Annotated in this window: 34 protein-coding genes; 26 read left to right on the top strand and 8 right to left on the bottom strand. The window is 72.2% G+C overall.

Annotated elements, in window-relative coordinates; genetic code table 11:
- Positions 1–243: 243 nt before the first annotated feature.
- The 3 genes from AA75_RS07105 (at position 244) to AA75_RS07095 (ending at position 4,723) form a co-directional block, all read left to right on the top strand.
- Positions 244–1,551 (top strand): extracellular solute-binding protein, encoded by a 1,308-nt coding sequence (locus tag AA75_RS07105; protein ID WP_033818918.1) that lies wholly within the window; start codon positions 244–246, stop codon positions 1,549–1,551.
- Between the two features lie 162 nt (positions 1,552–1,713).
- Positions 1,714–2,775, top strand: coding sequence for an SIS domain-containing protein (locus AA75_RS07100; RefSeq protein ID WP_033818917.1), 1,062 nt, complete (start codon positions 1,714–1,716; stop codon positions 2,773–2,775).
- A 430-nt stretch (positions 2,776–3,205) separates the two neighbouring features.
- Positions 3,206–4,723, top strand: coding sequence for a PAS domain-containing sensor histidine kinase (locus AA75_RS07095; RefSeq protein WP_033818916.1), 1,518 nt, complete (start codon positions 3,206–3,208; stop codon positions 4,721–4,723).
- 334 nt (positions 4,724–5,057) lie between these two features.
- Here the strand turns inward: AA75_RS07095 and AA75_RS07090 are convergent, their stop codons facing one another.
- Complete coding sequence (locus AA75_RS07090; RefSeq protein WP_014138019.1) at positions 5,058–5,309, bottom strand: WhiB family transcriptional regulator; 252 nt, start codon at positions 5,307–5,309, stop codon at positions 5,058–5,060.
- 369 nt (positions 5,310–5,678) lie between these two features.
- Positions 5,679–6,650 carry a diacylglycerol kinase family protein gene (locus AA75_RS07085; protein WP_033818915.1) on the bottom strand — a complete coding sequence of 324 codons (972 nt, stop codon included), beginning with the start codon at positions 6,648–6,650 and terminating at the stop codon, positions 5,679–5,681.
- A gap of 50 nt (positions 6,651–6,700) precedes the next feature.
- Here AA75_RS07085 and AA75_RS07080 point away from each other — a divergent pair, with 50 nt between their 5' ends.
- On the top strand, positions 6,701–7,120 hold the full coding sequence (locus AA75_RS07080; protein WP_063794294.1) for a hypothetical protein: 420 nt from the start codon (positions 6,701–6,703) through the stop codon (positions 7,118–7,120).
- A 76-nt stretch (positions 7,121–7,196) separates the two neighbouring features.
- Here the strand turns inward: AA75_RS07080 and AA75_RS07075 are convergent, their stop codons facing one another.
- The 6 genes from AA75_RS07075 to AA75_RS07050 all read right to left on the bottom strand — a co-directional run bounded on the left by AA75_RS07075 (position 7,197) and on the right by AA75_RS07050 (position 11,986).
- Positions 7,197–8,258, bottom strand: coding sequence for an RNA polymerase sigma factor SigF (locus AA75_RS07075; protein ID WP_233288946.1), 1,062 nt, complete (start codon positions 8,256–8,258; stop codon positions 7,197–7,199).
- A 125-nt stretch (positions 8,259–8,383) separates the two neighbouring features.
- Positions 8,384–8,797: an anti-sigma regulatory factor gene (locus tag AA75_RS07070; RefSeq protein ID WP_033818914.1), complete on the bottom strand. Its 414-nt coding sequence runs from the start codon at positions 8,795–8,797 to the stop codon at positions 8,384–8,386.
- A gap of 239 nt (positions 8,798–9,036) precedes the next feature.
- On the bottom strand, positions 9,037–9,519 hold the full coding sequence (locus tag AA75_RS07065) for a GNAT family N-acetyltransferase (protein ID WP_033818913.1): 483 nt from the start codon (positions 9,517–9,519) through the stop codon (positions 9,037–9,039).
- Between the two features lie 289 nt (positions 9,520–9,808).
- On the bottom strand, positions 9,809–11,119 hold the full coding sequence (locus AA75_RS07060; protein WP_033818912.1) for a site-specific integrase: 1,311 nt from the start codon (positions 11,117–11,119) through the stop codon (positions 9,809–9,811).
- A gap of 2 nt (positions 11,120–11,121) precedes the next feature.
- Positions 11,122–11,337, bottom strand: coding sequence for a hypothetical protein (locus AA75_RS07055; RefSeq protein WP_033818911.1), 216 nt, complete (start codon positions 11,335–11,337; stop codon positions 11,122–11,124).
- A 70-nt stretch (positions 11,338–11,407) separates the two neighbouring features.
- Positions 11,408–11,986, bottom strand: a complete 579-nt coding sequence (locus AA75_RS07050; protein WP_158515454.1) for a helix-turn-helix transcriptional regulator — start codon at positions 11,984–11,986, stop codon at positions 11,408–11,410.
- 214 nt (positions 11,987–12,200) lie between these two features.
- Between AA75_RS07050 and AA75_RS45265 the strand changes: the two genes are divergently transcribed.
- The 22 genes from AA75_RS45265 (at position 12,201) to AA75_RS06940 (ending at position 22,482) form a co-directional block, all read left to right on the top strand.
- Positions 12,201–12,407 carry a helix-turn-helix domain-containing protein gene (locus tag AA75_RS45265; RefSeq protein ID WP_158515453.1) on the top strand — a complete coding sequence of 69 codons (207 nt, stop codon included), beginning with the start codon at positions 12,201–12,203 and terminating at the stop codon, positions 12,405–12,407.
- Complete coding sequence (locus AA75_RS07045; RefSeq protein WP_033818909.1) at positions 12,404–12,676, top strand: hypothetical protein; 273 nt, start codon at positions 12,404–12,406, stop codon at positions 12,674–12,676. Before AA75_RS45265 ends, AA75_RS07045 begins: the two co-directional genes overlap by 4 nt.
- Positions 12,677–12,768: 92 nt before the next feature.
- Positions 12,769–13,158: a hypothetical protein gene (locus tag AA75_RS07040; protein WP_149037984.1), complete on the top strand. Its 390-nt coding sequence runs from the start codon at positions 12,769–12,771 to the stop codon at positions 13,156–13,158.
- Positions 13,155–13,481: a hypothetical protein gene (locus AA75_RS07035; RefSeq protein ID WP_033818907.1), complete on the top strand. Its 327-nt coding sequence runs from the start codon at positions 13,155–13,157 to the stop codon at positions 13,479–13,481. Before AA75_RS07040 ends, AA75_RS07035 begins: the two co-directional genes overlap by 4 nt.
- Positions 13,478–13,960 carry a hypothetical protein gene (locus AA75_RS07030; RefSeq protein ID WP_033818906.1) on the top strand — a complete coding sequence of 161 codons (483 nt, stop codon included), beginning with the start codon at positions 13,478–13,480 and terminating at the stop codon, positions 13,958–13,960. Before AA75_RS07035 ends, AA75_RS07030 begins: the two co-directional genes overlap by 4 nt.
- Positions 13,960–14,145 (top strand): hypothetical protein, encoded by a 186-nt coding sequence (locus tag AA75_RS07025; protein ID WP_033818905.1) that lies wholly within the window; start codon positions 13,960–13,962, stop codon positions 14,143–14,145. The genes AA75_RS07030 and AA75_RS07025 overlap by 1 nt, the downstream gene beginning before the upstream one ends.
- Positions 14,142–14,564: a hypothetical protein gene (locus AA75_RS07020; protein ID WP_051811956.1), complete on the top strand. Its 423-nt coding sequence runs from the start codon at positions 14,142–14,144 to the stop codon at positions 14,562–14,564. The genes AA75_RS07025 and AA75_RS07020 overlap by 4 nt, the downstream gene beginning before the upstream one ends.
- A gap of 12 nt (positions 14,565–14,576) precedes the next feature.
- The gene (locus AA75_RS07015; protein ID WP_033818904.1) at positions 14,577–14,771 is read left to right on the top strand and encodes a hypothetical protein; all 195 of its coding nucleotides are present in this window, start codon (positions 14,577–14,579) and stop codon (positions 14,769–14,771) included.
- Complete coding sequence (locus tag AA75_RS07010) at positions 14,768–15,082, top strand: hypothetical protein (RefSeq protein WP_033818903.1); 315 nt, start codon at positions 14,768–14,770, stop codon at positions 15,080–15,082. The genes AA75_RS07015 and AA75_RS07010 overlap by 4 nt, the downstream gene beginning before the upstream one ends.
- Positions 15,079–15,702: a hypothetical protein gene (locus AA75_RS07005; protein ID WP_033818902.1), complete on the top strand. Its 624-nt coding sequence runs from the start codon at positions 15,079–15,081 to the stop codon at positions 15,700–15,702. Before AA75_RS07010 ends, AA75_RS07005 begins: the two co-directional genes overlap by 4 nt.
- 82 nt (positions 15,703–15,784) lie before the next feature.
- Positions 15,785–16,633, top strand: a complete 849-nt coding sequence (locus AA75_RS07000) for a hypothetical protein (RefSeq protein WP_033818901.1) — start codon at positions 15,785–15,787, stop codon at positions 16,631–16,633.
- Positions 16,630–17,184: a hypothetical protein gene (locus AA75_RS06995; RefSeq protein ID WP_033818900.1), complete on the top strand. Its 555-nt coding sequence runs from the start codon at positions 16,630–16,632 to the stop codon at positions 17,182–17,184. The genes AA75_RS07000 and AA75_RS06995 overlap by 4 nt, the downstream gene beginning before the upstream one ends.
- Positions 17,185–17,213: 29 nt before the next feature.
- Positions 17,214–17,429 carry a hypothetical protein gene (locus AA75_RS06990; RefSeq protein ID WP_033818899.1) on the top strand — a complete coding sequence of 72 codons (216 nt, stop codon included), beginning with the start codon at positions 17,214–17,216 and terminating at the stop codon, positions 17,427–17,429.
- 11 nt (positions 17,430–17,440) lie between these two features.
- Entirely contained in the window at positions 17,441–18,592 is a 1,152-nt protein-coding gene (locus AA75_RS06985) for a DNA cytosine methyltransferase (protein ID WP_033818898.1), read from the top strand.
- Between the two features lie 51 nt (positions 18,593–18,643).
- A complete protein-coding gene (locus AA75_RS06980) occupies positions 18,644–18,913 on the top strand; it encodes a helix-turn-helix transcriptional regulator (RefSeq protein ID WP_063794293.1) in 270 nt (89 codons plus the stop codon).
- Positions 18,910–19,317, top strand: a complete 408-nt coding sequence (locus tag AA75_RS06975; protein ID WP_033818897.1) for a hypothetical protein — start codon at positions 18,910–18,912, stop codon at positions 19,315–19,317. The genes AA75_RS06980 and AA75_RS06975 overlap by 4 nt, the downstream gene beginning before the upstream one ends.
- A 28-nt stretch (positions 19,318–19,345) precedes the next feature.
- Positions 19,346–20,005, top strand: a complete 660-nt coding sequence (locus AA75_RS06970) for a hypothetical protein (protein WP_033818896.1) — start codon at positions 19,346–19,348, stop codon at positions 20,003–20,005.
- 67 nt (positions 20,006–20,072) lie between these two features.
- Entirely contained in the window at positions 20,073–20,639 is a 567-nt protein-coding gene (locus AA75_RS06965) for a hypothetical protein (protein ID WP_033818895.1), read from the top strand.
- Positions 20,636–20,851: a helix-turn-helix domain-containing protein gene (locus AA75_RS06960; RefSeq protein WP_033818894.1), complete on the top strand. Its 216-nt coding sequence runs from the start codon at positions 20,636–20,638 to the stop codon at positions 20,849–20,851. The genes AA75_RS06965 and AA75_RS06960 overlap by 4 nt, the downstream gene beginning before the upstream one ends.
- Before the next feature lie 140 nt (positions 20,852–20,991).
- Positions 20,992–21,276, top strand: a complete 285-nt coding sequence (locus tag AA75_RS06955) for a hypothetical protein (RefSeq protein WP_033818893.1) — start codon at positions 20,992–20,994, stop codon at positions 21,274–21,276.
- Complete coding sequence (locus AA75_RS06950; RefSeq protein WP_033818892.1) at positions 21,273–21,473, top strand: hypothetical protein; 201 nt, start codon at positions 21,273–21,275, stop codon at positions 21,471–21,473. Before AA75_RS06955 ends, AA75_RS06950 begins: the two co-directional genes overlap by 4 nt.
- 526 nt (positions 21,474–21,999) lie before the next feature.
- On the top strand, positions 22,000–22,482 hold the full coding sequence (locus AA75_RS06940; RefSeq protein WP_033818890.1) for a phage terminase small subunit P27 family: 483 nt from the start codon (positions 22,000–22,002) through the stop codon (positions 22,480–22,482).
- Positions 22,483–22,486: the final 4 nt, after the last annotated feature.

Genomic DNA, 22,486 nt, shown 5'->3' with positions numbered 1-22,486 from the left:
CCGCCGATCGGCGGTCCGCCGGGCCCCGGTCCGGCGGGTGGTTCCTTAAGCCGGCATTAAAGGGTCCTCAACCGGCCCCTAAACGGATTTCTTGACGCGCACCGCTCAGACTGGACAACGGGTCTGCAACGGAAGTCACTTGGGCCCCGTCGGCGCGTTGACGCCACAAGTGGTCTAGGCCAGGATCCGAGAAATCTGGTCTGTACCACTGCGCAGACCCCCGTCCGTCCCCGGAGGAATTGCGTGAAGCGTCAGATCCTGGCCGCCCTGAGCGCCGCCGCACTGCTGTCCACCGTCGCCGGCTGCTCCTCGGCCGGACCGGGCGGGGCGGCGGCCTCGGCGGCCACGGATCCGAAGAACCTCACCGGCAGCGTCACCGTCTGGCTGATGAACGAGGCCCAGACCACCTGGCCGGAGCTGGTCCAGCAGGTCAACGACGAGTTCGCGGCCAAGTACCCGAAGGTCGAGCTCCGGCTGAGCTACCAGACCTGGACCGACAAGATCGCCAACCTGGACGCCGCGATCAAGGCCGGGAACGCCCCGGACGTGGTCGAACTGGGCAACACCGAGACCATGAAGTACATCCTCACCGGCGCGCTCAACCCGGTGGACCGGACCACCTTCGAGAACTCGGACAGCTGGATCAAGGCCCTCACCGACACCTGCACCTACCAGGACAAGCTCTACTGCGTCCCGTACTACGCGGGCGCCCGGGTGGGCATCTTCAACTCGCAGCTGTTCCAGGACGCGACCGGCAGCGCGGAGGTCCCCAGGACCGAGGACGAACTGTTCGCGGCGCTCGACAAGATCCAGGCCAAGAACAAGGGCACCGCGGGATTCTCCGCGCTCTACCTCCCCGGCCCCTACTGGTACGCGGCGATGTCCTACGTCACGGCCTACGGCGGCGCCATCGCCCGCTTCGACAGCGCCGGCACCTGGCACGGCACGCTCAGCGACCCCAAGTCCCAGCAGGGCATCCAGCACTTCGTCGACCTGGTGAAGAAGTACAACCACGGCGACTGGAAGGTCAACGAGCTCAACCAGGCCAACGTGCTGGGCCGCGGGAAGGCCGCGATGCTGTACGGCAACGGCTGGGAGGTCTCGGTCGCCACCGCAGCGATCACCGGCGACCCCAAGCTGAAGGACACCGTCAAGCTGGCCGGCATGCCCGGCCCGAACGGCAAGCCGCTGCCCTCCTTCATCGGCGGCTCCGACCTCGCCGTCACCGCCAAGTCCCAGGCGCCCGCGCTCGCCGCGGACTGGATCCGGATGTTCACCTCCGCCAAGTCCCAGCAGATGCTGGTCGACAAGGACACCCTGCCGAACAACCTCAACCAGCTGGCCCCGCTGCGCTCCAAGCCCGCGACCGCCGCCGCCGCGAACGCGGTACCGGATGCCTGGTTCATCCCGATGGCGCCCGGCTGGGGCGCGGTCGAGAAGCAGAACGTGCTGGTCAACATGTTGAACGACATCCTCAAGGGGAAGTCGGTGGAAGACGCCTCCAAGGCCGCCGACGCGCAGATCGACCAGCTGATCAACAACCCGTCCTGAGACCGCGGCGGCACCCGTGCCCGGCGGGTGCCGCCCCCGTAGGATCACCGTGGACGCCGGCCCGACCGGCGCCCGCAGCGAGTGTGCGGACTCGCCGCCGTAGAGGTCCCCGCCGGGCAGCCGTCCGGTCGGGGTCGACCCATCTCATCGGAGGCACACCAGATGTCCGACCCTCACGCCCTCTCCCCGGCACCCGGCAGGATCATGGCGGCCGAGATGGCCGAGCAGCCGGCCGTCCTGCGGCGCATCCTCGACGAGGGCGCCCCGAAGATCCGCCGGATCGCCGCCGAGATCGCCGCCCGCGCCCCCCGCTTCTTCCTGCTCACCGGGCGCGGCACCTCCGACAACGCGGCGCTGTACGCGAAGTACCTGATCGAGGTCCTGCTCGCCAAGCCGGCCGGCCTCACCTCGATGTCCACCACCACCGCGTACGGGGCCCGGCCCGACCTGACCGACGTGCTGGTGATCACCGTCAGCCAGTCCGGCGGCTCGCCCGACCTGGTCGCCTCCACCAAGGCCGCCCGCGAGGCCGGCGCGATCACCCTGGCGGTCACCAACAACGCGGCCTCGCCGCTGGCCGAGGTCTCCGAGTTCCACATCGACGTCCTCGCCGGACCGGAGAAGGCCCTTCCGGCCACCAAGACCTACACCGCCGAACTGCTCGCCCTCTACCTGCTGGTCGAGGGGCTGCGCGGGGGCGACGGCGCGGCGGCCGGGGCGCTGCCGAGGCTGGCCGCCGGGGTGCTCGCCCGGCAGGCCGAGGTGAAGGCGCTGGCCGAGCGGTACCGCTTCGCCCAGCGGCTGGTGATCACCTCGCGCGGGTACGGCTACCCGACCGCCCGGGAGGCGGCGCTGAAGCTGATGGAGACCACCTACATCCCGGCCAGCCCGTTCTCCGGCGCGGACCTGCTGCACGGGCCGCTGGCCATGGTCGACAACGTCTCGCCGGTGATCGCGATCGTGCCGGACGGCAAGGGCGGCGAGGCGCTGCAGCCGGTGCTGGACCGGTTGCGGGGGCGCGGTGCGGACCTGGTGGTGGTCGGTCAGCGGGAGCAGGTGGACGCCGCGTCGGCGGGCTTCGTCCTGCCGGCCGGGGTGCCCGAGGAGGTCCAGCCGATCCTGGAGATCCTCCCGCTGCAACTGCTCGCCTACGAGGTCACCATCGCCCGCGGCCAGGACCCGGACGCCCCCCGCGCCCTCGCCAAGGTCACCGAAACCCACTGACCCCGGCCGGAGGCTGGGGGCGGAACTGCGCGCGGGTAGGTGCGGCGCCGCACTCTCCCGGTTTCGCGCAGTTCCCCGCGCCCCTTTCGTGGCTGGCCGCCTGCCCGCTCTGAGCGCCGCGCCGGAGGCGGAAAGCACTACGGGCCACGGCGCCGACACAGGACCCTCAACCTGTGCGGCACCGCAGCCCGGAGCTGTCGTCGGGCGCCTGGAGAGGCGGGAGTTGTGCGGGACTCCCACTCCGGCGGCGCCCGACCGAGGAGTCGCCTCGCGCGGTCAGGGCAGTGTGCGCGGGGGGCTTCTCCTTGGTGCGTCTTCATTGTGGACTAGACCAATCTGGGTTGTCCAGGGCAGGGCCGGAATTGGTCTGGACAACGCGGCGGGCTACTCCGGCAGGCCGCCGCCCGGGCCGGGTGACTAGGCTCGGGCTGTGCCCTCGCTGAACGAACTCGTCCGCCGCCACACCACCCTCACCGGTGCCGACGTGGAGTGGCTCCACCTGCTGGTCTCGGAGTGGCAGCTGCTCTCCGACCTCTCCTTCGCGGACCTGGTCCTGTGGATCCCCACCTGGGACGGCATCCGCTACGTCTCGGTGGCCCAGATGCGGCCCAACACCGGCCCCACCTCGTACCACGACGACATGGTCGGCCACCTCGTCCCGCGTGGCCGCCGGCCGCTGCTCGACGCCGCCTTCGACGAAGGCCGGATCGTCCGCGAGGGCGACCCGGAGTGGCGCGAGGAGGTGCCGGTCCGGGTGGAGTCCATCCCGGTCCGCCGGGAGGGGCGGGTGCTGGGCGTGATCGCCCGCAACACCAACCTGCTGACCGTCCGCACCCCCAGCCGGCTGGAGCTCACGTACCTGCAGAGCGCCTCCGACCTGGCCCAGATGATCGCGGCCGGCACCTTCCCGTACCCGGGGGAGCAGGTCGACATGGACGCGGCGCCGCGGGTCGGCGACGGCCTGATCCGGCTGGACGTGGACGGCGTGGTCACCTACGCCAGCCCCAACGCGCTCTCCGCCTACCACCGGATCGGGCTCTCCACCGACCTGGTCGGCAGCCACCTGGGCCGTACCACCGCCGAGTTGGTGCCGCCCTCGCGCGGCGCGGTGCACGAGGCGCTGGTCAAGATGGCCAGCGGCTGGGCCCCCCGGCAGACCGAGGTGGAGGCGCAGGGCGGCGTGGTGACGCTGCGGACCATCCCGCTCAAGCCCAAGGGCCAGCTCACCGGCTCGCTGGTGCTCTGCCGGGACGTCACCGAACTGCGCCGCCGTGACCGGGAGCTGATGACCAAGGACGCCACCATCCGGGAGATCCACCACCGGGTGAAGAACAACCTGCAGACGGTCGCGGCGCTGCTGCGGCTGCAGTCCCGGCGGATGGACTCGGACGCCGGCCGTGCCGCGCTGGACGAGGCGGTCCGGCGGGTCGGCTCGATCGCGATCGTGCACGAGACGCTCTCCCAGGCGCTGGACGAGCAGGTCGCCTTCGACGAGATCGCCGACCGGGTGCTGGCGATGTGCGTGGAGCTGTCCCAGGACGGCCGAGTGGTGGCCCGGCGCACCGGCAGCTTCGGCATCCTCTCGGCGGAGATCTCCACCCCGCTGGCGATGATCCTCACCGAGGTGCTGCAGAACGCCCTGGAGCATGCCTTCGGCCCGTCCGCCTCGGGAAATCTTGAGGTCAGCGCGTTGCGCGGGCGCGCCCCCGCGACCGGGATGGGCTGGTCGGACAGCTGGAACGGCGGGGCCAAGCCGGACGAGTACCTGCTGATCACGGTGCAGGACGACGGCAAGGGCGTACCGGAGGGGTTCGACCCCCAGCAGGGCGGCAACCTCGGGCTGCAGATCGTCCGCACCCTGGTGACCGGCGAACTCGGCGGCACCTTCGACATGGTCGCGGCGCCGGGCGGCGGCACCAAGGTGGTCCTGGAGATCCCGGTCCCGTAGCGGTGGGGCCGCTCGGGCCCCGCGGCAGGCGGTGGAGAGCGAAACGAGGCCCTGTCGACCGGGGGGGTGGGTCGACAGGGCCTCTCGACCCGCTCCGGCCGTCGGGGGGAGTCGGCCGGAACGGGGGCTCTGGGTGGCGCGACGCCCGCCCCGTGTGTTGCACACGGTGAGCGCCTGGGCTCCACGATATTGCTCTCAGTGAGCAGTATCAAGTGCCTGGGCCGCTCGCGTCGTGGGACCTCGCCGAGACGCGGTCCGTTGAGCGGAAGGCTCGGCCGTCCGATGCGGCGGAGCCCTTGATCATGGGTTGATCGGGTTGCTGCTTGACGATGTGTCAGGCGGTGCGGGCGCGGTTGCGGGCGGCACGACGCTTCATCGCGCGACGCTCGTCCTCGCTCATGCCGCCCCAGACGCCGGCGTCCTGGCCGGTCTCCAGCGCCCACTGCAGGCACTGCTCCATGACGGGACAGCGGCGGCACACGGCCTTGGCTTCCTCGATCTGCAGCAGAGCAGGACCGGTGTTCCCGATCGGGAAGAACAGCTCCGGGTCCTCTTCGCGGCAGACAGCGCGGTGGCGCCAGTCCATGGTCGTCCAACTCCTCCGGTCGCCGGGCTGTGGCCCGGCCGACACACTCGATGGCTTGTGAATGTGAACGCTTTCACGAATCCCGCAACAGCAAAAGGGACCAAAGGCCCATCGGGCCCGGGTGGTCTGTGCTGGGGTGGGGTTCCGGCTATCAAGGGATTCGCCACGGCCACGCCCGTGAGGGCTGGTTCTCGCTGTCGCTGCGACGTGTCCCGATCGCCATGTAGAGGTTCGCAAACCTCGGGCTCGGATACAACCCCCTTCGGGGAGGAATTTTTGATTCTTCGGTGTCGCCTAGCTCACAGCCCGTACTTCTATGGAGTGAAGGGGGCTAGCGCGTTCGAGAAGAAGGGCGGGACCCCCTTCTGGTCACACAATCACACGCAGTGCCCGCCGAACGCCTGTGAAACTGACGCGACTCCTGTCTCCAAGATGGTCCCCGTCGACCTGAAACGGGGCCGGTTCCTGTGAAACCAAGGTGAAGTGCCGGACGTCGTGATAGGAGACGACGTGCTTGCCGCTCGGCCCGGAGGCCTTGGCGGCCCCGTCCGCAGGGGCGTGCGAGCGCAGAATCTGACGGACCGTTCGAGCCGTGCCGAACGCCGTCATTCGAGTGATGCCGAAGACGTCGAGGTCGGTGTCGAAGGAGGCGGAGGGGGAGGGGAGCACCGGGCGGCTGCCCAGGTAGGTCCATGGCGAGGTGTTGGAGACTATGGCCAGGACCAGGCTCGGAACCGGCTCCTGCCCATGCATTTCCAGGGTGACGGGGCCCGAACGGCGATGTTCACGCTCAGTGACGTAGTGCCGGAGCGCCTGGTTCACGTACAGCGCGTGGGTGGACTTGCGCCCGGCCCGGCGCTGCTGCTCCACCCTGCCGACCACGCCCGCGTCGAAGCCGAGGCCCGCGGTGAAGGTGAACCAGCGGTCCGGCAGCCCCTCGGTCATCGCCTTGCCGAGCCCGATCGCCCGCTCCCGCCCGTGGGCCAGCGCGTCCAGCAGCGCGCCGGTCGCCTCCACCGGGTCGTTGGGCAGCCCGAGCGCCCGGGCGAACACGTTGGTGCTGCCCCCCGGCACCACCGCCAGCCGCGGCACCCGCTCCGAAGGGCCCTGCGCCAGCAGCCCGTTGACCACCTCGTTGACCGTGCCGTCGCCCCCCAGCGCCACCACCAGGTCCACCGCGCCCTCGGCGGCCGCGTCCCGGGCCAGGTCGCGCGCATGGCCCCGGTACTCGGTGTGTGCGACGTCCAGCTTCAGATCGCTGCGCAGCGCATGGGTGAGCACGTCCCGGGTCCTGGTGCTGGTGGTGGTCGCCTTGGGGTTCACGACCAGGAGAGCGCGCATTGCGCCAGCCTACGGGTCGGTACCGGAGGGACGGCGGTTACCCTGCTGGAGTGACCGCAGAATCCCCCGCTCCCGCCCCCGTGCCCGCCCGGCCCGCCCCGCTGCTGCTCGGCGCCGGTATCACCGTCCTGGAGGGCGTCGCCCTGGCCGGATGGGGCGTCTACGACCTCGTCGCCGGACTGGCCGGCGACCCGGCGGCGCTCGGGCGCAGTGAGGCCGGCGGCGTGGTGCTGCTGCTGATGGGCCTGCTCCCGCTGCTGGCCGGCCGGGCGCTGCTGCTCGGCCGCCGCTGGGGCCGCAGCCCGGCGGTGCTCACCAACTCGATCTGCCTGCCGGTCGCCTACTACATGGGGCAGTCCGGCGGTGCGATGGCCGGCGCCGCGGTGGCCGTCGCCGTGCTGGGCCTGACCGGCATCGTGGCGCTGCTCAACCCCAAGGTGACCGCACTGCTGTACCGCCCGCAGGACTGAGGCCCGCCCCCGGGCCCCGACACGCCGACGGCCGGAGGGTTCTTCCCTCCGGCCGTCGGCGTGTCCGCGCCCGGTCTCACTCCTCGACGAGCAGCTTCTCCCGCAGCTGCGCGAGGGTGCGGGCGAGCAGTCTGGAGACGTGCATCTGCGAGATGCCCACCTCGGCGGCGATCTGCGACTGGGTCATGTTCCGGAAGAACCGGAGCACCAGGATCTTCTGCTCGCGCGGCGGCAGCTGGGCCAGCAGCGGCTTGAGCGACTCCCGGTACTCCACGCCCTCCAACGCCTCGTCGGTGGCGCCCAGGGTGTCCGCGACGGCCGGCGACTCGTCGTCGCTGTCCGGCACGTCCAGCGACAGGGTGGAGTACGCGTTGGCGGACTCCAGGCCCTCCAGCACGTCCTCCTCGGAGATCCCCAGGTGCTCCGCCAGCTCGTGCACCGTGGGGGAGCGGCCGTGCCGCTGGGAGAGCTCGCTGGTCGCCGTGGTGAGTGAGAGCCGCAGCTCCTGGAGGCGGCGCGGGACGCGGACGGCCCAGCCCTTGTCCCGGAAGTGCCGCTTGATCTCACCGACGATGGTGGGCGTGGCGTAGGTGGAGAACTCCACCCCGCGCTCGTGGTCGAACCGGTCCACCGACTTGATCAGACCGATGGTGGCGACCTGGGTCAGGTCGTCCAGCGGCTCGCCCCGGTTGCGGAACCGCCGGGCGAGGTGCTCGACCAGCGGGATGTGCATCCGCACCAGCTGGTTGCGGATCTCCACCCGCTCGGTGGACCCCTCCGGCAGCGCGGCCAGCCGCACGAACAGGGCCCGTGCGGCCTCCCGGTCCGGCGCGCCCGAGCGGTGCCCCTGGGCGGGCACGGCGCCGCGGACGGCCTCCGCGGCGGCCCTGAGCCCGTCCGCGTCGCTCTGGCCCGCGGGCACCGCCTCGGGCCGCTCGGGCGTCGGATCGGTCGGCTGGGTCATCCGGTGGGAGTCCTTCGGGTGCGCGTCGGGTTGGGCGGCGGTGCGGGCGGCGCTCGCCTGCGGCGGTACGGCAGGGCCGGCCGTACCGCGGTCGAGGACCGCGGACTCGGCACGGACGGTCAGGTCGGCGGCGGCCGCGCCGGCGGCGGCAGCTGTGCGGTCCAGATCACTCACGGCGATCACCCGTTCCGTTCCGGGAGCACTTCTCACTGGTTGTACCGCAGAGCACTGCGATACGGGGCGCCGTACGCGCGGTGAATACGACACCGTGCGTACGGCGGATACTGCGGCACGACGGGCTACGCCGGGGTGGACGACCCGCCGCGCTTCTTGTGCAGGCTGATGCTGACCGTGTTGTCCGCCTCGACCGAGGACTCCACCTCGCCCGCCAGCGCGGAGAGCACCGTCCAGGCGAAGGTGTCCCGCTCGGGGGCCCGCCCGTCCGTGGTCGGTGCGCTGACCGTGACCCGCAGGGAGTCGCCGACCAGCCGGAACTCGCAGCTCAGGACGGAACCCGGGACAGCCTGCTGGAGCAGGATGGCGCAGGCTTCGTCCACCGCGATCCGGAGATCCTCGATCTCGTCCAGGGTGAAGTCCAACCGGGCCGCGAGACCGGCTGTCGCCGTTCGCAGCACCGAGAGGTAGGCCCCCGCAGCGGGCAGCCGGACCTCCACGAAGTCCTTCACTCCGGGCTCGCCGTCGATCTGGGACACCCTCACCTCCTGGGTGACGCGCGGTGCTTGCGGCCGAACGGCCGCGGCACTTCCTCTTGCATGGCTCAACTGCTTCGCCCCAACTGTGCGCAGCGGTGGTGCGGTACGTTCCGGTCATACCCACTGGGAAGGGCCGGAACGCCGTGCATCCGCCCGTGACGTTACCGCGATCGGGGGACAGATGTCGTGATCTTCGGCCACCGTCACGGGAACGAGCGAACCCGACGGCCGCCACGGGCTCAGCGCGGGGTCGATCCGAGCGCCGCGAGCGGCTCGTCGGTGAGCCGGTAGACGGTCCAGCCGTCCATCGGGACGGCGCCCAGCGACTTGTAGAAACCGATCGACGGCGCGTTCCAGTCCAGCACCGACCACTCCATCCGGGAGTAGCCGCGCTCGACGCAGATCCGGGCCAGCTCGGTCAGCAGCGCCTTGCCGTGGCCGCCGCCGCGGTTGCCCGGACGGACGTACAGGTCCTCCAGGTACACCCCGTGGGTCCCGCGCCAGGTGGAGAAGTTGCGGAACCACAGCGCGAAACCGACCGGCTCCCCGGTCGCGTCGTCCTCGGCGATCAGGCCGAACAGTGCCGGGTGCGCACCGAACAGCGCGTCCTGCAGCTGCTCCTCGGTGGCCCTGGCCTCCTGCGGGGCCTTCTCGTACTCGGCCAGCTCGCGGATCAGGGCGTGGATGACGGGGACGTCGGCGGTGACGGCGGTGCGGATCATATGGCGAGCGTACTCGGACGCGGGGCCGGGCCGGGAAGGACTTTCTGCCCCTACGGCGGCCCGCGCGGGGACCTTCCGGCCCTGGACGCGGCGCCGGTCCGCAGGGTATGGCCGGGTACGCCACTGCCCCGGCGGGCCGGGGCTCCGCCGGGGCAGTGGCTGCCGTGATCAGGCCTTCTTGGTCTCCCAGAAGATGGCGTCGATCTGTGGTGGAACTCGGCGGCGACGGCCTGGGAGAACTGTCTCCAGACTAGCCGTCAGTATGGAGAGATGCCAGGTCACGGCACGTTCAGCCCGCTACCGCCGAGGCTGACTGAGACGCCGCGCTCGGCACCGGGATGCGGGCGATGGGAGATTCCTGGGAGATCATCTCCCAAGCTGGCTCCCACACGGCCCACGTGGTCCGGGCGACCCCCAGCGATCGCTCCCACCGGGCCTGGAGGCTCTGAGCCACCCGGCGCTCCATCTCGGGGGTCACATGGGAGTAGAGAGCCTCGACCGTCGCGGACTTGTGCCCCATGCGGGTCTCCACGGCGACCCTGCTGTGGCCGTCCTCGTCCAGCCACACCTTGTGCCCGTGCCGCGTGCCGTGCGGCACCATCCCTCGTACGCCCTCCACCGGTCTCAGGGCCGGCCGCCCCCGGGTGCCCTTCCGCTGAGGCTCGGCCGGTCGGCCGTCCACAACGGGGTGCCAGAACTCGCCGTAGAACTGATCGTCGACCCGCAGGTTCCTGCCGGTGACCGACGTGAACACGTACTGCGAGTCCGTGCTGTCCCGCAGCTCGCGCAGCAGCTCGGCCAGGAACGGCGGAAGGATCAAGGTCCTGTACGAGGCGTACTTGGGCGGGATCAGCTGCCAGCCCTTCCCTTTGATCCACTGCCCCTGGTAGTCGACCCGAATGGCGCTGCCGTACGGGTCGTCCGACAGCCACAGCCGGTCCTTGAGCAGGCCCGAGATCTCACCAATGCGCATCCCCGAGTAGGCCATGGTGAGGACCATGACGTAGCCCATGAAATCGCGGGCCGTCCGTGCGTTCTCGGCCACGCAGAGCGCCTGGAAAGGGGTGGGGAAGATGTAGCTGTCCTGGCCGGCCCCGGGCGGGGGCTGGTACCTGCCGCGCTTGGCCGCCTTGCCGGACGGCACCGGATTCGTGTCGATCAGCTTCTGGGCCACCGCGTCCTCGAGCATCAGACGGAACAGGCCCTCGATGGCCGAGACGTAGTTCGGCTTGTGCGCCGCGCTGAGCCGCTTCTTCCAGGCCCGGTACCCGAGCACCGTGATGTCCCGGAGATCGGTCGTCCCCCACTCGGGGAGGATCTGCGAGCGGATGCGCGATCGGTAGGTCCCGTCGCTCAGGGCTCCGACATCGATCGACTCCAGCCACGCTTCGGCGTACTCCGCCATCGTGATCTTGCCGTCGGTGGGGTTGACGAACCGTTTGCCGCGGCGGGCGTCGGCCTCCAGCGCCTGGCCGTACTGTTCCGCCAGTCGCTCCGTGGCGAACCGGTTCCCGAAGTCGTCCTTGCTGGCTGACTCCCACTTGCCGTGGACCTTGTACTTGACGCGCCAGACCTTCCCGCGCTTCTCCGCGTGAGCCATCCTCAGACCCCCGCGCCAACAAGTTCGCTGACGAGCTGGTCGGTGTCGCCCTGGAGCGCGCGCTCCAGCGCGGGAACGTCTTCGGCCTTCAGCCTGGACTCCAACACCCAGACGATCAGTGTGTGGGTGCTCTGGAGCTCCGTCCCGTCGAAGTAGACGATCGCGCCCTGGCGCGGCAGCGCCGGGGCACGCTTGACGCGGATCCGCGGGTGCTCCACGCGGTCCCCCTTACCTGGCCGAGACCGGTGCCACCCTCCCTCGCAGGTGCACTAACCGTAGCGGAGTGCCCTACTTCTGTGAAGGCTGATCGGTTGAATGTTCGACCGACATCCTGTGCCGGTCGGTCACGGCCCGGCGCATGTCCCGCTGCACCTGGCTCCAGGCCTGGAGGTCGTCGCGCACCTGGGCCGGGGCAGGCGGCTCCTCCCCGCGTTCGATGACAAGCGCCATCACCGCCACCGATCCATCCTCACGCAGGTCCAGGACGTCGGTATCGATCACATGGCCGTCGGCCAGCTCCTGGAGGACTCGTGGCGACAGCCGGGCCACGAGCTGTCGAGCGATGGCGAGTTCGAGCTCCGTCGGCTCGGGCTGGCCCGGTGGCGGCCCCGTTTCCCGGGGCGCGGGGTCGGCGGCCAGGACCGGGTCTCCGCCGGCCAGAACCTGCTCGATCGATCCGTCCAGCCACCCGACCTCGCGGGCGTAGCTGCGGATGGTCGAGGTGATGCGCCGCGACCCGCCGCTCTCCACGGTGGCGATCGAGTTGCGGACTACGCCGATGCTGGCCCCGAGCTCGCCCTGCGTGCGGCCGCTCGCGACGCGGGCGGCCCGGAGCTCGCTGCCCAGCCGCGCCCAGTCTGTCTCCATGGGGGCCATCATGCCGCACGCACATGCAACGGAACAGCACAGATCCGGCCCCTTGACCTGCCCTTAAGGGTGCGTTTCGGCACATCGCTGTTGCATCAAACCGAGCACAGCGGGCATCCCGGACGCCGGTCGAACGAACGTGCGACAAGAGTTGATGTCATGAAACTGGGCATGACTGTTGCCACGTGCATCGCGCTGCGCTACGTTTCATCACGTGACACCGAACGGCACGGCAATCCGGGCCTTTAGAGAGGCCAGGAAACTGAGCATCCGCGGGCTTGCTGCGCGCATCTCGCGGGACCCGTCGCACCTCTCCCGCATCGAGCGGGGGCTGGCGGGTGCCAGCGAGACGACGCTGCGGACGGTCGCCGCCGCGCTCGACGTGCCGGTCGCAGCAATCAACAGGGAGGAATCGTCGTGACGACGGCCACCAAGACCAGGCCCCGCAAGGCCCCCGCCACCGCGGCGGCCGACACGGACGAGGCCGCAGAGCTGCGCCACTACTCCATCGAGCAGGTCTGCGAGCTGCTCGGAGTGTCCAAGCGCTGGCTCGCCGGCCGCGTCGCGGCCCGGACCGTGCGATGCACCTTCATCGCCGGCCAGACGCGCTTCACCGCTGCGCACATCCGCGAGCTCTCCGCCGCCGGCGAGATCGACCCGGCCGCCATCGGCCGCCAGCGCTCCGCCTGATCGACCCCAGACATGGGTCGGCCGCCCCCGGCTTGGACTCCAGGGACGGCGCCCGGCCCACCGATCACCCCTACGAAGGAGGCAGGCCGCACATGCAGCCTATCCCCGCCATGATCCCCGCCACCACGGTGGCCCCCCAGCCCGCCGAGCCGGCCGAGGGTGCCCGCCTCGCCGCGGAGCTGATCCGCCGCGCGGTCGCCATCGGCGCCGACCACGGGCTGAGCGCCCGCTGGATCGGCCACGGCGCCGGCATCATCGACGGCCAGGTCCGGTCCGAGGACGACGCTGCGTACCGCGTGCTCCAGGCCTGGTGCAGCACGCTGCCCGGCCGGTACATCGTCCTGGTCAGTGACCACGACACGCCGTCCGGCCCGCGGACCGTGTGGCGCGCCACCGTCGTGATCGGCGACTACTCGGTCTGCCTGCACGCCAGCGCGCCCCTCGGCACCCCCGTCCCGGCCCGAGAGCTGGTGACCGCGTGACCACCGACTCCCAGCTCCAGCAGGGCAGCTACCTGCGGGCCCTCACACTGCTCCCCACGTTGGTCGTCCGCCTCGACCCCGCCCCGCGGTCGGTCGAGATCGCCTGCACCCCCTGGGCCCCGGGGGAGCCCGAGATCAGGATCAGCACGCACCGGGACCTGGACACCCTCACCGCCTGGGCTGCTGAGCTCGGCACCGAGGTCACCTGCGAGACCTGGGCCACCGGCGCCCGGCACTACGTCGCCCGCGCCGAGGTCGGCGGCATCCCCGTCGAGCTGTTCACCCTGATCACTGCACCCCGGCCCGAGGACGGTGCCGAGTGACCGCCGACGCGACCGAGGGCCTGTCCGGCGCCGAGCGCCGCACGCTGGAGTCCTACCAGCTGCTGGTGCCGCAGCTCCAGGCCGAGCGCGAAGCAGAGCGGGCCCGGATGGTCGCGCTGGACCGAGTCGCCCGGAACGCCCGGTCCCGCTGCGCCGCGTTGCTCGCCGACAACGATCGCCTGCGCGGCCGGATCGCGGAGCTGGCGGCCGCGGCTGGCGCCGCGCCGTGGCGGGCCGAGGTCGCGTCGATCGGCCTCGGGCTGTTCGCCGCCGCCGAGGTCGCCCGGGCCCGCTGCGAGGACCACTACCGCATGACCGTGGGCCTGCCCGCCGGCTTCCGCTGGTACCCGGAGCAGCCCGACGACGACGCCGTACTGCGGATGTACGCCGTGGACGTCGAGGGCGCCGAGCGGGACACCGCGTTCATGGTCCACGCCCTGGAGATCCGCACCACCTACGACCCCCAGTGGGAGGACTGATGTCCCGCGGCCTGATCGGCACCCTGCTCATCCTCACCTGCTGGACCGGCCTCGCGGTCTGGGCATTCGCGGACGTCTTCCGCGGCGCCCTGCGCTCCGTCCGCCGCCGCTACCGCCGCGCGCGCCGACTGCGCACCACCCGCCTGGCCGCCGCCCGCACCACCACGAAAGGGGAACCCCGGTGACCTTCCCTCAGCACCTCGGCCCCGCCCCGCGACCGGGGCCCCGATGGCCGCTGCGCCTGGTCCGGGTCACCGACCCGATCCCGGCCCTCGAGCTCCAGCGACCGGACGGCCACGGCTGGTTCCTCCTGCCGCTGCCACGCACCCGCCTGCGGGTCCGCTACGAGCCGTACCCGCTGCCGCGCCTGCAGCTCGCCGACACCCCGCTGCCGTACTGCACCTGGTGCGGGGGAGCCGGCACCTGGTTCAGCGACTACGGCGACGAGACCGGCGAGTACGCGGGCACCGATTACGCCCGCTGCGACTGCTGGGACCCGGACCTGGTGCTCGCCACCTGGCACCCGCCGCTGTGGCTCGCCCGCCGCCTCTGGCGCTGGCGCCCGCCCGGCGAGCCGGCCTACTCCCTCAACCCGCCCTTCTGACCCGGAGGACCGATGTCCACGCCCGACCCGCAGCCGCTGCGCCGCACCGTGGTGCAGCACCTCGCGTCGGGCCTGGCCACCGGCCACCCCGCGGTCACCACATTCGTCCTGGAGCTCCTGGCGGCGCTGGACTCCGCCGGGGCCTCCCTGGACGCCGACGTGGACCAGGTGCTCGCTGCGCCCCGCCCGCTGCGGCGGCCGCGGTGAGCAGCTGCCGCCAGTGGCTGCCCGCCACCGGGCAGCACTGTGGCGAGGCAGCCCGCTTCTACCTCACCGGCTGGCGCTGCCCCGGCCATACCCCGGCCGCCCAGGCCGGCCGGGCCGAGCCCGAGCCGGGCCCCGGCTACACCCCCCAGCGGCTCCCCACCTCGCAGGCCGCGAGCGCCCTGGTCGACGCCCGGGCCGTCGCCTCCGGCAAGCGCCGCTCCACCCCGCAGACCTACCGGCTCGCCCGGGTCGCCACCGGGCGCGGCCCGGAGAACACCACCAGCTCCACCAGCACCAGGAGGACGTCTTGACGGTCGCTCTGTTTCCCCACACCAGCTCGTTCGGGATGTACGGCGCCGAGGACGAGCCGCTCGCCACCGGCCCGCGGTTCGTCCGCACCGAGCGGATGTCCCGCTGGCACCGGGTGCGCTCCGGCGTCCGGTACGGCACCGGCCGCACGGTCTACAGCCTCTGGTGCGGCAGCAGCGTCTTCGACGACCGGTTCCTGTCGCGCGAGTCGCTCCCCGCCGGCGATGTGGTGTGCGCGACGTGCGACGGGCGGGCGGTCGGTTCCGGCCAGGAGCCCGTCGGCCCGGCCGGCCGGACGCTGGCGTTCACCCCGCTCGGCCTGACCCCGCCCGTGCACTGCCCCGGGTCCCGGTCCGACCGGCTCACCCGGGCGATCCCGCCCGGCACTGTCGGCCGGTGCCTTGCCTGCGGCGACCTCCACCCCGTCCGGGCCATGGGCGGCCCGTACAACGGCCGGGCCGCGATCGTCCAGCACCCGCCCGGCGGCCGCCTGGTCAAGCCGTGCCCGTTCCACCGCTGGCGCTACCTCGACGCCCAGCCGGACGGCTCGATCCGCTGCTCCTGCGGCCGCGAGCTCACCGCCCCGGCCGGGGCCGACCGCGCCGCCCACCCGCAGCCCTGACGGCACCCCTGAGCCGCCCGTGGCGAGCCGCGACCACCCCGGCCCGCCACGGGCACCAACCACCTCACGGAGAGCACCCCCTTTGAACGACCAGAAGCCTGTCGAGTCAGTCCGCACGGTGTGGACCCGCGCCCTGCGGAACGAGGTGCTGCGCTTCGGTAAGCGGCTGTCGCGTGTCGGTGTTGTCGGGGCGTGGCTGGCCACCTACGGGAACGCGGACGGAACCCGTTGCCATCCCGGGGTGCAGAGGCTCGCGGGGTTGAGCGGCTACTCCGAGGAGGTCGTCTCCAACTGCCTGACCGTGCTGGAGCGCGTTCGGATGGTCTCCGTCGCACGACGCCCCAACGACACAACGGTCTACCGGCTGCTCATGCCCGTCGCGCGGCCCGAGTGGGAGCTGTTCCTCCCCCTCCTGGAGGACACCCGCCAGAAACGGGCGTACGCGGCCAAAAAGGCCCGGGACATCGAAGCGCGGTCGGCGTCGGAACCCGTCCACGGACGGGCTACGGAACCCGTCCACAGCGGGGTTCCGGAACCCGTCCACGTCGGGGGTTCCGGAACCCGTCCACAGACAGGTTCCGAGGATTCGGAACCCGTCCACGGACGGGTACGGAACCCGTCCACGGACAGGTTCCGGAACCCGTCCACAGCGGGGGGTACATCTACAGCCCCTACCTCCGGTAGGGGGACCCACAAGGACATGGACACGGCTGATCCTGTACCTCAGCCACAGGTCCGCGCGGGCGCGCGGGGCGAAAACGATCAATCCCCGTGGCAGATGGCAGGGCCGGAGCGCGCGATCGCCTGCCGGTACGAGGGGTGCCAGGGCGACGTCGGCCGGGTTTGCACCCGGCACCACGGCCGGCCGCGCCCGATCTCCCACGGGGTCCGGCTCGACGACTGGAACCGGCTCCAGCGGGACGTCTCATGACTCCCGCCGCCGCCCGGGCCGCGCTCTCCGGTGCGATCTGGCACGAACTCGGCGAGCACGCCGCCGCGGCCGCCAGCAGGGTCCTGACCCACCTGCACCACCAGGGCTGGGAGATCGCCGCCCGCCGCACCGACCCGCCGCCCTGGCGCACCCCTCACGCCCTCGCCGCAGCTCTCCAGGCCGAGCTCGGCCCCGGCCCGGCCGGCGCCGCCGGAGCGGTCCTCGACCACCTCCACCACGACGGCTGGCAGCTCACCACCCAGCAGACCAACCACCACCCGACCACCCCGACGGACACCCAGGAGGCCGCCGTGCTCCGCATCCTCATCGTCCTCGACACCCCCGGGCACGCTGCCGAGCTGGTCGACCTGCTCCTCACCGGCGCCGACCGCGTCCAGCGCCGCCGCCCCGAGCAGGCCGCCCGGTGGCGCGAGCTCGCCGCCGACATCACCACCAGCCTCGACGCCCTCGCCCGCCCCGCCGTCGAGCTCACCGACGACGAAGTGGACGCCCTGCTCGCCGCCTGCGGCCTCACCGACCCCACCGTCTGACCCACCACCACCGCGAAGGAGCCCACCTGATGAAGCCCGCGCTCGGCGCCCTGGTCGCCGCCCACAGCCCCGCCGCCGGAGAGAACCCCTGGTCCGGGACCTGGTGCCACGACTGCTCGTACGCGCTCGGGACCTGGACCCCGTGGCCGTGCTCGCCCCTGGAGGGCGGCGCCACCGTCACCGCCATCGAGGGCGGATGGGACATCCGCCAGAAGACCACCCCGGCCGTCCCGGCCCCGCACTGAGGAGAAGACCCGTGACCGACCGCACCGTCACCCACCTCTTCGCCGGCGGCGGAGGAGACGTCCAAGGATTCACCGACGCCGGCTACACCCCACAGGTCGCCGTGAACCATGCAGCCCCCGCCGTCGCCACCCTCGCAGCCAACTTCCCCAACTGCCGAGCCAGACAAGCCGACATCAACAACCTCGACATGCGCACCCTGCCCCGCTCCCGATACCTCGTCGGCTCACCGATCTGCACCGAAGTCGCCCCCGCCAGCGGCAAGACCACCCCGAAGACCCAGCAGTCCATCCTCGACCAAGCCGGCACCGCGGTCCCGGCCGCCGAATGGAACCGCACCAGGGCCACCGCCTGGGACCTCATCCGCGCCACCGAAGTCCACCAGTACGAGGCGATCTGCTGGGAGAACGTCCCAGAGTTCGCCACCCGCTGGGTCCTCTTCCCCGTCTGGCTGCGTGCCTTCCAGGTCCTCGGCTACGACATCCAGCTCGCCTCGGTCAATGCTGCGCACCTCGGCGTTCCGCAACACCGGCACCGTATCCTCGGCGCCTTCACCCGCAAGGGCAGCCCGGCACCGGACCTGCGGATCCGGCCCGCCAGCAACTGCCCGACCTGCGGCCCCGTCACCGGCGTGCAGCAGTGGGCCAAGGGCCGCCGCATCGGCGCCTACCGGCAGCAGTACCGGTACGTGTGCCCGAACCGGCGCTGCGGCCACGCCACGGTCACCCCCATAACCGCCGGCATCGGCGACGCGATCCAGCGGGACGTGCCCGGCCAGCGTTTCGGTGACGGCCGGCCCGACCGGAAGTCGTTCACGCCGTACGCGCCCGAGACGCGCCGCAAGGTCGAACTCGGGCTGACCCGGTTCGGTGGCGACCCGTTCATCGTGATCCTGCGGAACAACTGCACCGTGCAGAACCTCGACGAACCGATCGGCGCACTCACCGCCGAAGGCAACCACCACATGCTCGTCCGCCCGGCCGGCCGTGACGCGGACGACTGCGAGGTGCGGATGCTCACCGTCCGCGAGAAGGCCCGCTGCCAGGGCTTCCCCGACTCCTACGAGTTGCACGGGACCGGCACCGAGCAGAACCGCCAGATCGGCAACGCCGTACCCGTGCCGGCAGCCCGCTGGCTTGCCGGACGTCTTCTCGCTGCCGCCTGAGCCCCGGCGCCTGGACCACTACCCCGCCCACCCCGACCCCCAGGACCCGTCATGACCAGCCCCCTCATCACCGCCCGCCCTGGCACCCCGCTCACCGCCCGCGAGGTCCAGATCCTGCGCTGCGCCGCCAACGGGCAGACCACCGCTGAGACCGCCGCTCACCTCGGCCTCAGCTACTTCACCGTCAAGACCCACCTCAGCCGCATCTACATCAAGCTCGGCGCCCGCGATCGGGCGCACGCCGTCGGCCTGACCATCCGCAGCCGCCAGCTGCGCCCCGCCGAGATCGAGCCCACCGACGCCATCCGGGACATGACGTGACCCGCCGGACGGACGCCTCCACCATCACGGACGACCAGCTCGACCAGCTGTACCGCGACCGCGACGCCTTCGCCGACAGGGTCGACACCCTCACCGCCGTCGCCCGGTCCAACGCCGCCGCCCACAAGGCCGCCGTCACGGACGCCCTCCGCGCCGAGGCCCGGGCCGACCAGGCCGAGGCTCGCGCCGCGGACTGGCGGCAGGCCCACCGCCACCAGGTCGGCCTCCTGCTCGAGGCCCGGAAAGCCGAGGAGGCGGAAGCGCGGGCCGCGGCCGCCGCCGAAGCGGCGGTTGCCCGCGCCCGGGCCCTGGCCGCCGACATGCGCACCTGGTGCGCCCCGTACGGCGCCGCCACCGAGTATGCCGACCGCTTGGACGCCGCCCTTAACGGCACCACCAGCTGACACCGCGCCACCCGCACAGGAGAGCCCCATGCCCGAGTCCGACTCGCCCAGCTGCTGCCTCTGCTCCCGGGAGCTACTTCCCGCCGAGGCCGAGTCCACGGCCTGCCGCCGCTGCCAGGACGTCATCGACGGCCACCTGGCCGAGCTGCCCGACCTCCACGCCCAGCTCGGCCAGCACCTGGAGCTCACCCACACCGCCGGACCGTACGTCACCGGCGGCGGCGTCGAACCCCCCGCCCCGCTCAACGTGGCCGCCCTGAGCCTGGTGTCCACCGGCGGCATCGCCACCGTCCTCGCCGCGTGGGAGGACTCCTGGCGAGCGGCGATGGGCGCCGACCCGGCCGACCACTCCGGCGCCGCCACGTCGGCAGCCTGGCTCCGCGGCGCCCTCCGCTGGGCCAGCTCCCCGGCCTACCGCCCTGAGCACCTGGCCGAGTTCGCCGGCGAGATCCGCCAGCTCCACCGCGACGCCGACCGGATCGTCCACCCCGCCGAGCCACCGACCACCATCGGCCGCTGCCCCCGCACCCGCGACAACACCAGCAACCGGCCGTGCGGCGGCCGCCTCCAGATCCCCGCCGGCGGCACCACCCTGCGCTGCACCCGCTGCAACACCCCCTGGGACAAGAAGCAGTGGGCCACGCTGCGCCGGACCATCGAGGCCGGGCCCGACGCGGCCGCCGCCTGACTCACCCCTGTGAGTGCGCTCACCACCGCCCGGTGAGCGCACTCACCCGACACGGAGACCCACCACCATGACCCGCCTGACCATCGGCGCCGTCCACTCCGCCCAGCTCCACGGCATCGCCGGCCCCTGGGACGTCCACGGCACCGCCACCATCTGGGCCGTCCACCACACCGACGGCCACGACCACGTGACCGTGCAGCTCAGCGACAGCCCCAGCCCCCACCGCCGCTCCCACACCGCCTACGCCCGCGGCCCGGTGAGCGTCCTCCTCGACGGCCGCCGCCAGCTGGTGAACCCACTCACCCCGGCACCCGGGCCGACCTCGATCACCCTCGGCTGGACCGTCCTCCACCAGCTCGACCCCGCCGACGCCGATCACCACACCGCCCGCGCCGATGCCGACCTCGCGCCCTGGCACCCGCTCGACGACGACGGCGCCCCCCTCGGGGTGAGCGCGCTCACCCACCTCGACCGAGCCGTCCAACGCGCCGCGGCCGGCCGCGACGCCGAGCGCGAGCGCGACGCTCTGGTCCGCCGGCTGCGCGCCGGCGGCGTCCAGCGCGACCTCATCGCCACCCACGCCCGGCTCGACCCCAGCCGCATCACCCAGCTCTGCCGCCCCGCACAGCCATGACCGGCGCCCGCACCCGCACCCCGCCACCCGGCTACCTGACCACCCAGCAGATCACCGCCCTCGGCGTACCCGCTGCCACCGTCCGGGACTGGGTCCGCCGCGGCCGACTCACCGCTGCGCCCGGCGGCACCGTCCGGTATCCCTGGTACCGGACTGACGACGTCCTCCCGCTGATCGAGGCCCGCGCCGTCCGGCGCCGCGATGCCGCTTGACGCCCAGGTCAGCGCCATGCCACGATCGTGCCACCACCCGTGTGTCCAAAACCGGGTGACACCACAGCAGTCCGAGGGCCCCGCGGCCGAGCAGCAGCCGCGGGGCCCTCGTCATGCCCGCACCGCCCCCGGAGGCTCCCGTGCAGCCCACCATCGGCCGCATCGTCCACTACGTCCTTAGCGAGAGCGATGCCGACCTCATCACCAGGCGGCGGGCCGCCCGGGCCGCCCGGGAAGCCGTCGGCGTAGAGACCCTGGGCAACCATGTCGAGGCCGGCCAGGTCTTCCCGGCCACGATCGTCCGGGTCTGGCCCGACACCGTCAGCCTCCAGGTGGCACTCGACGGACCCGACGGCGCCTGGGTCACCAGCCGCACCGAGGGCACCGGGCCCGGCACCTGGGCCTGGCCGCCCCGCAGCCAGTGACCGGCACCCCGGTCCACCTGCGCATCGGTACCGACCCCGAGCACTGCATCGGGACCCTCGACCACGCCAGCGGTGCAAGCGTCTACGAGGCAACCGCCGACCTGCTCCAGGCCGCCGCCGGCCTGCTCCACGAGCGTGCTGCCCTGGCCGGGCTCGGCCTGACGACCATGAACGTCGGGACCGACCATGCCGAGTAGGCCGACACGGCCGTGCACGACTCCGGGATGTGCAGGTCGGCCGGTCCCCGGCACAGGGACGGGCAAGTGCCCACGCTGCGCCGAGCAGCAGCCCCGGGGACGCCCGCGCCCGTCGTCCACCGCGCAGGGCTACGGCGCTGCGCACCGCGAGCGGTTCCGCCCCGGGGTCCTGACCCGCGACCGCTGGTGTGTGCTGTGCCACCGCGCGCGTGCCACCGAGGCCGACCACTACCCGCTGTCCCGGCGGCAGCTGGTCGAGGAGGGCCTGGACCCGGACGACCCGGCGCGCGGCCGCGGCCTGTGCAAGCCATGCCACAGCTCGGAGACCGCCCGCAACCAGCCAGGCGGCTGGGCTGCCCAATCCGGACCTGATTACTGAAAGTTTCGAGGTAGGCCGGTCCGAATTTCTGGGTCGGGGCCCCTTCGAACGCGGGGGGGAGTCCGCTCTCTCGCCGACAGGTTTTGAGGTTTTCCGTAACTCGAAATGATCATGACTTTGCGTGACATTTCCGGGGAGGAGGTGACCATGGGTCAGCGAGGACCGGCCCCCAAGCCCACCGCGCTGCGCGTGCTGCACGGCGACCGCAAGGACCGGATCAACACCGCCGAGCCGCAGCCGTCCGAGCTGGACGTCCAGCCGCCCGAGTGGCTCGGCTCGGCCGCCCTGGAGGTCTGGGACCACTACGCCCCCGACCTGATCGCCAAGCGGGTCCTCACCGGCTGGGACGCGGAGGCTTTCGCGAACTGGTGCGACGCGGTGGTCCGCCGCCGCGACGCCGCCGGCCACGTCGAGGCCGAGGGGGCGGTGGTCGAGCTCGACGTGTTCAACAAAAACGGCGAGCTCAGCGGCACGCGGCTCGCGAAGAACCCGTGGCTGCTGGCGCTGGACGCCGCCGATTCCCAGGTCCAGCGGTACGGCGCCCGGTTCGGCCTGACCCCGAGCGACCGGTCCCAGTTGAAGCTAGGGGCTGAGGACGGCGGGATGGGGGCCGAGCGGCTCCTGTCCTGAGCAG

Source organism: Kitasatospora sp. MBT63, assembly GCF_000710465.2.
Taxonomy (GTDB): Bacteria; Actinomycetota; Actinomycetes; order Streptomycetales; family Streptomycetaceae; genus Kitasatospora.
This window is presented reverse-complemented; position numbering and strand designations above follow the sequence as displayed.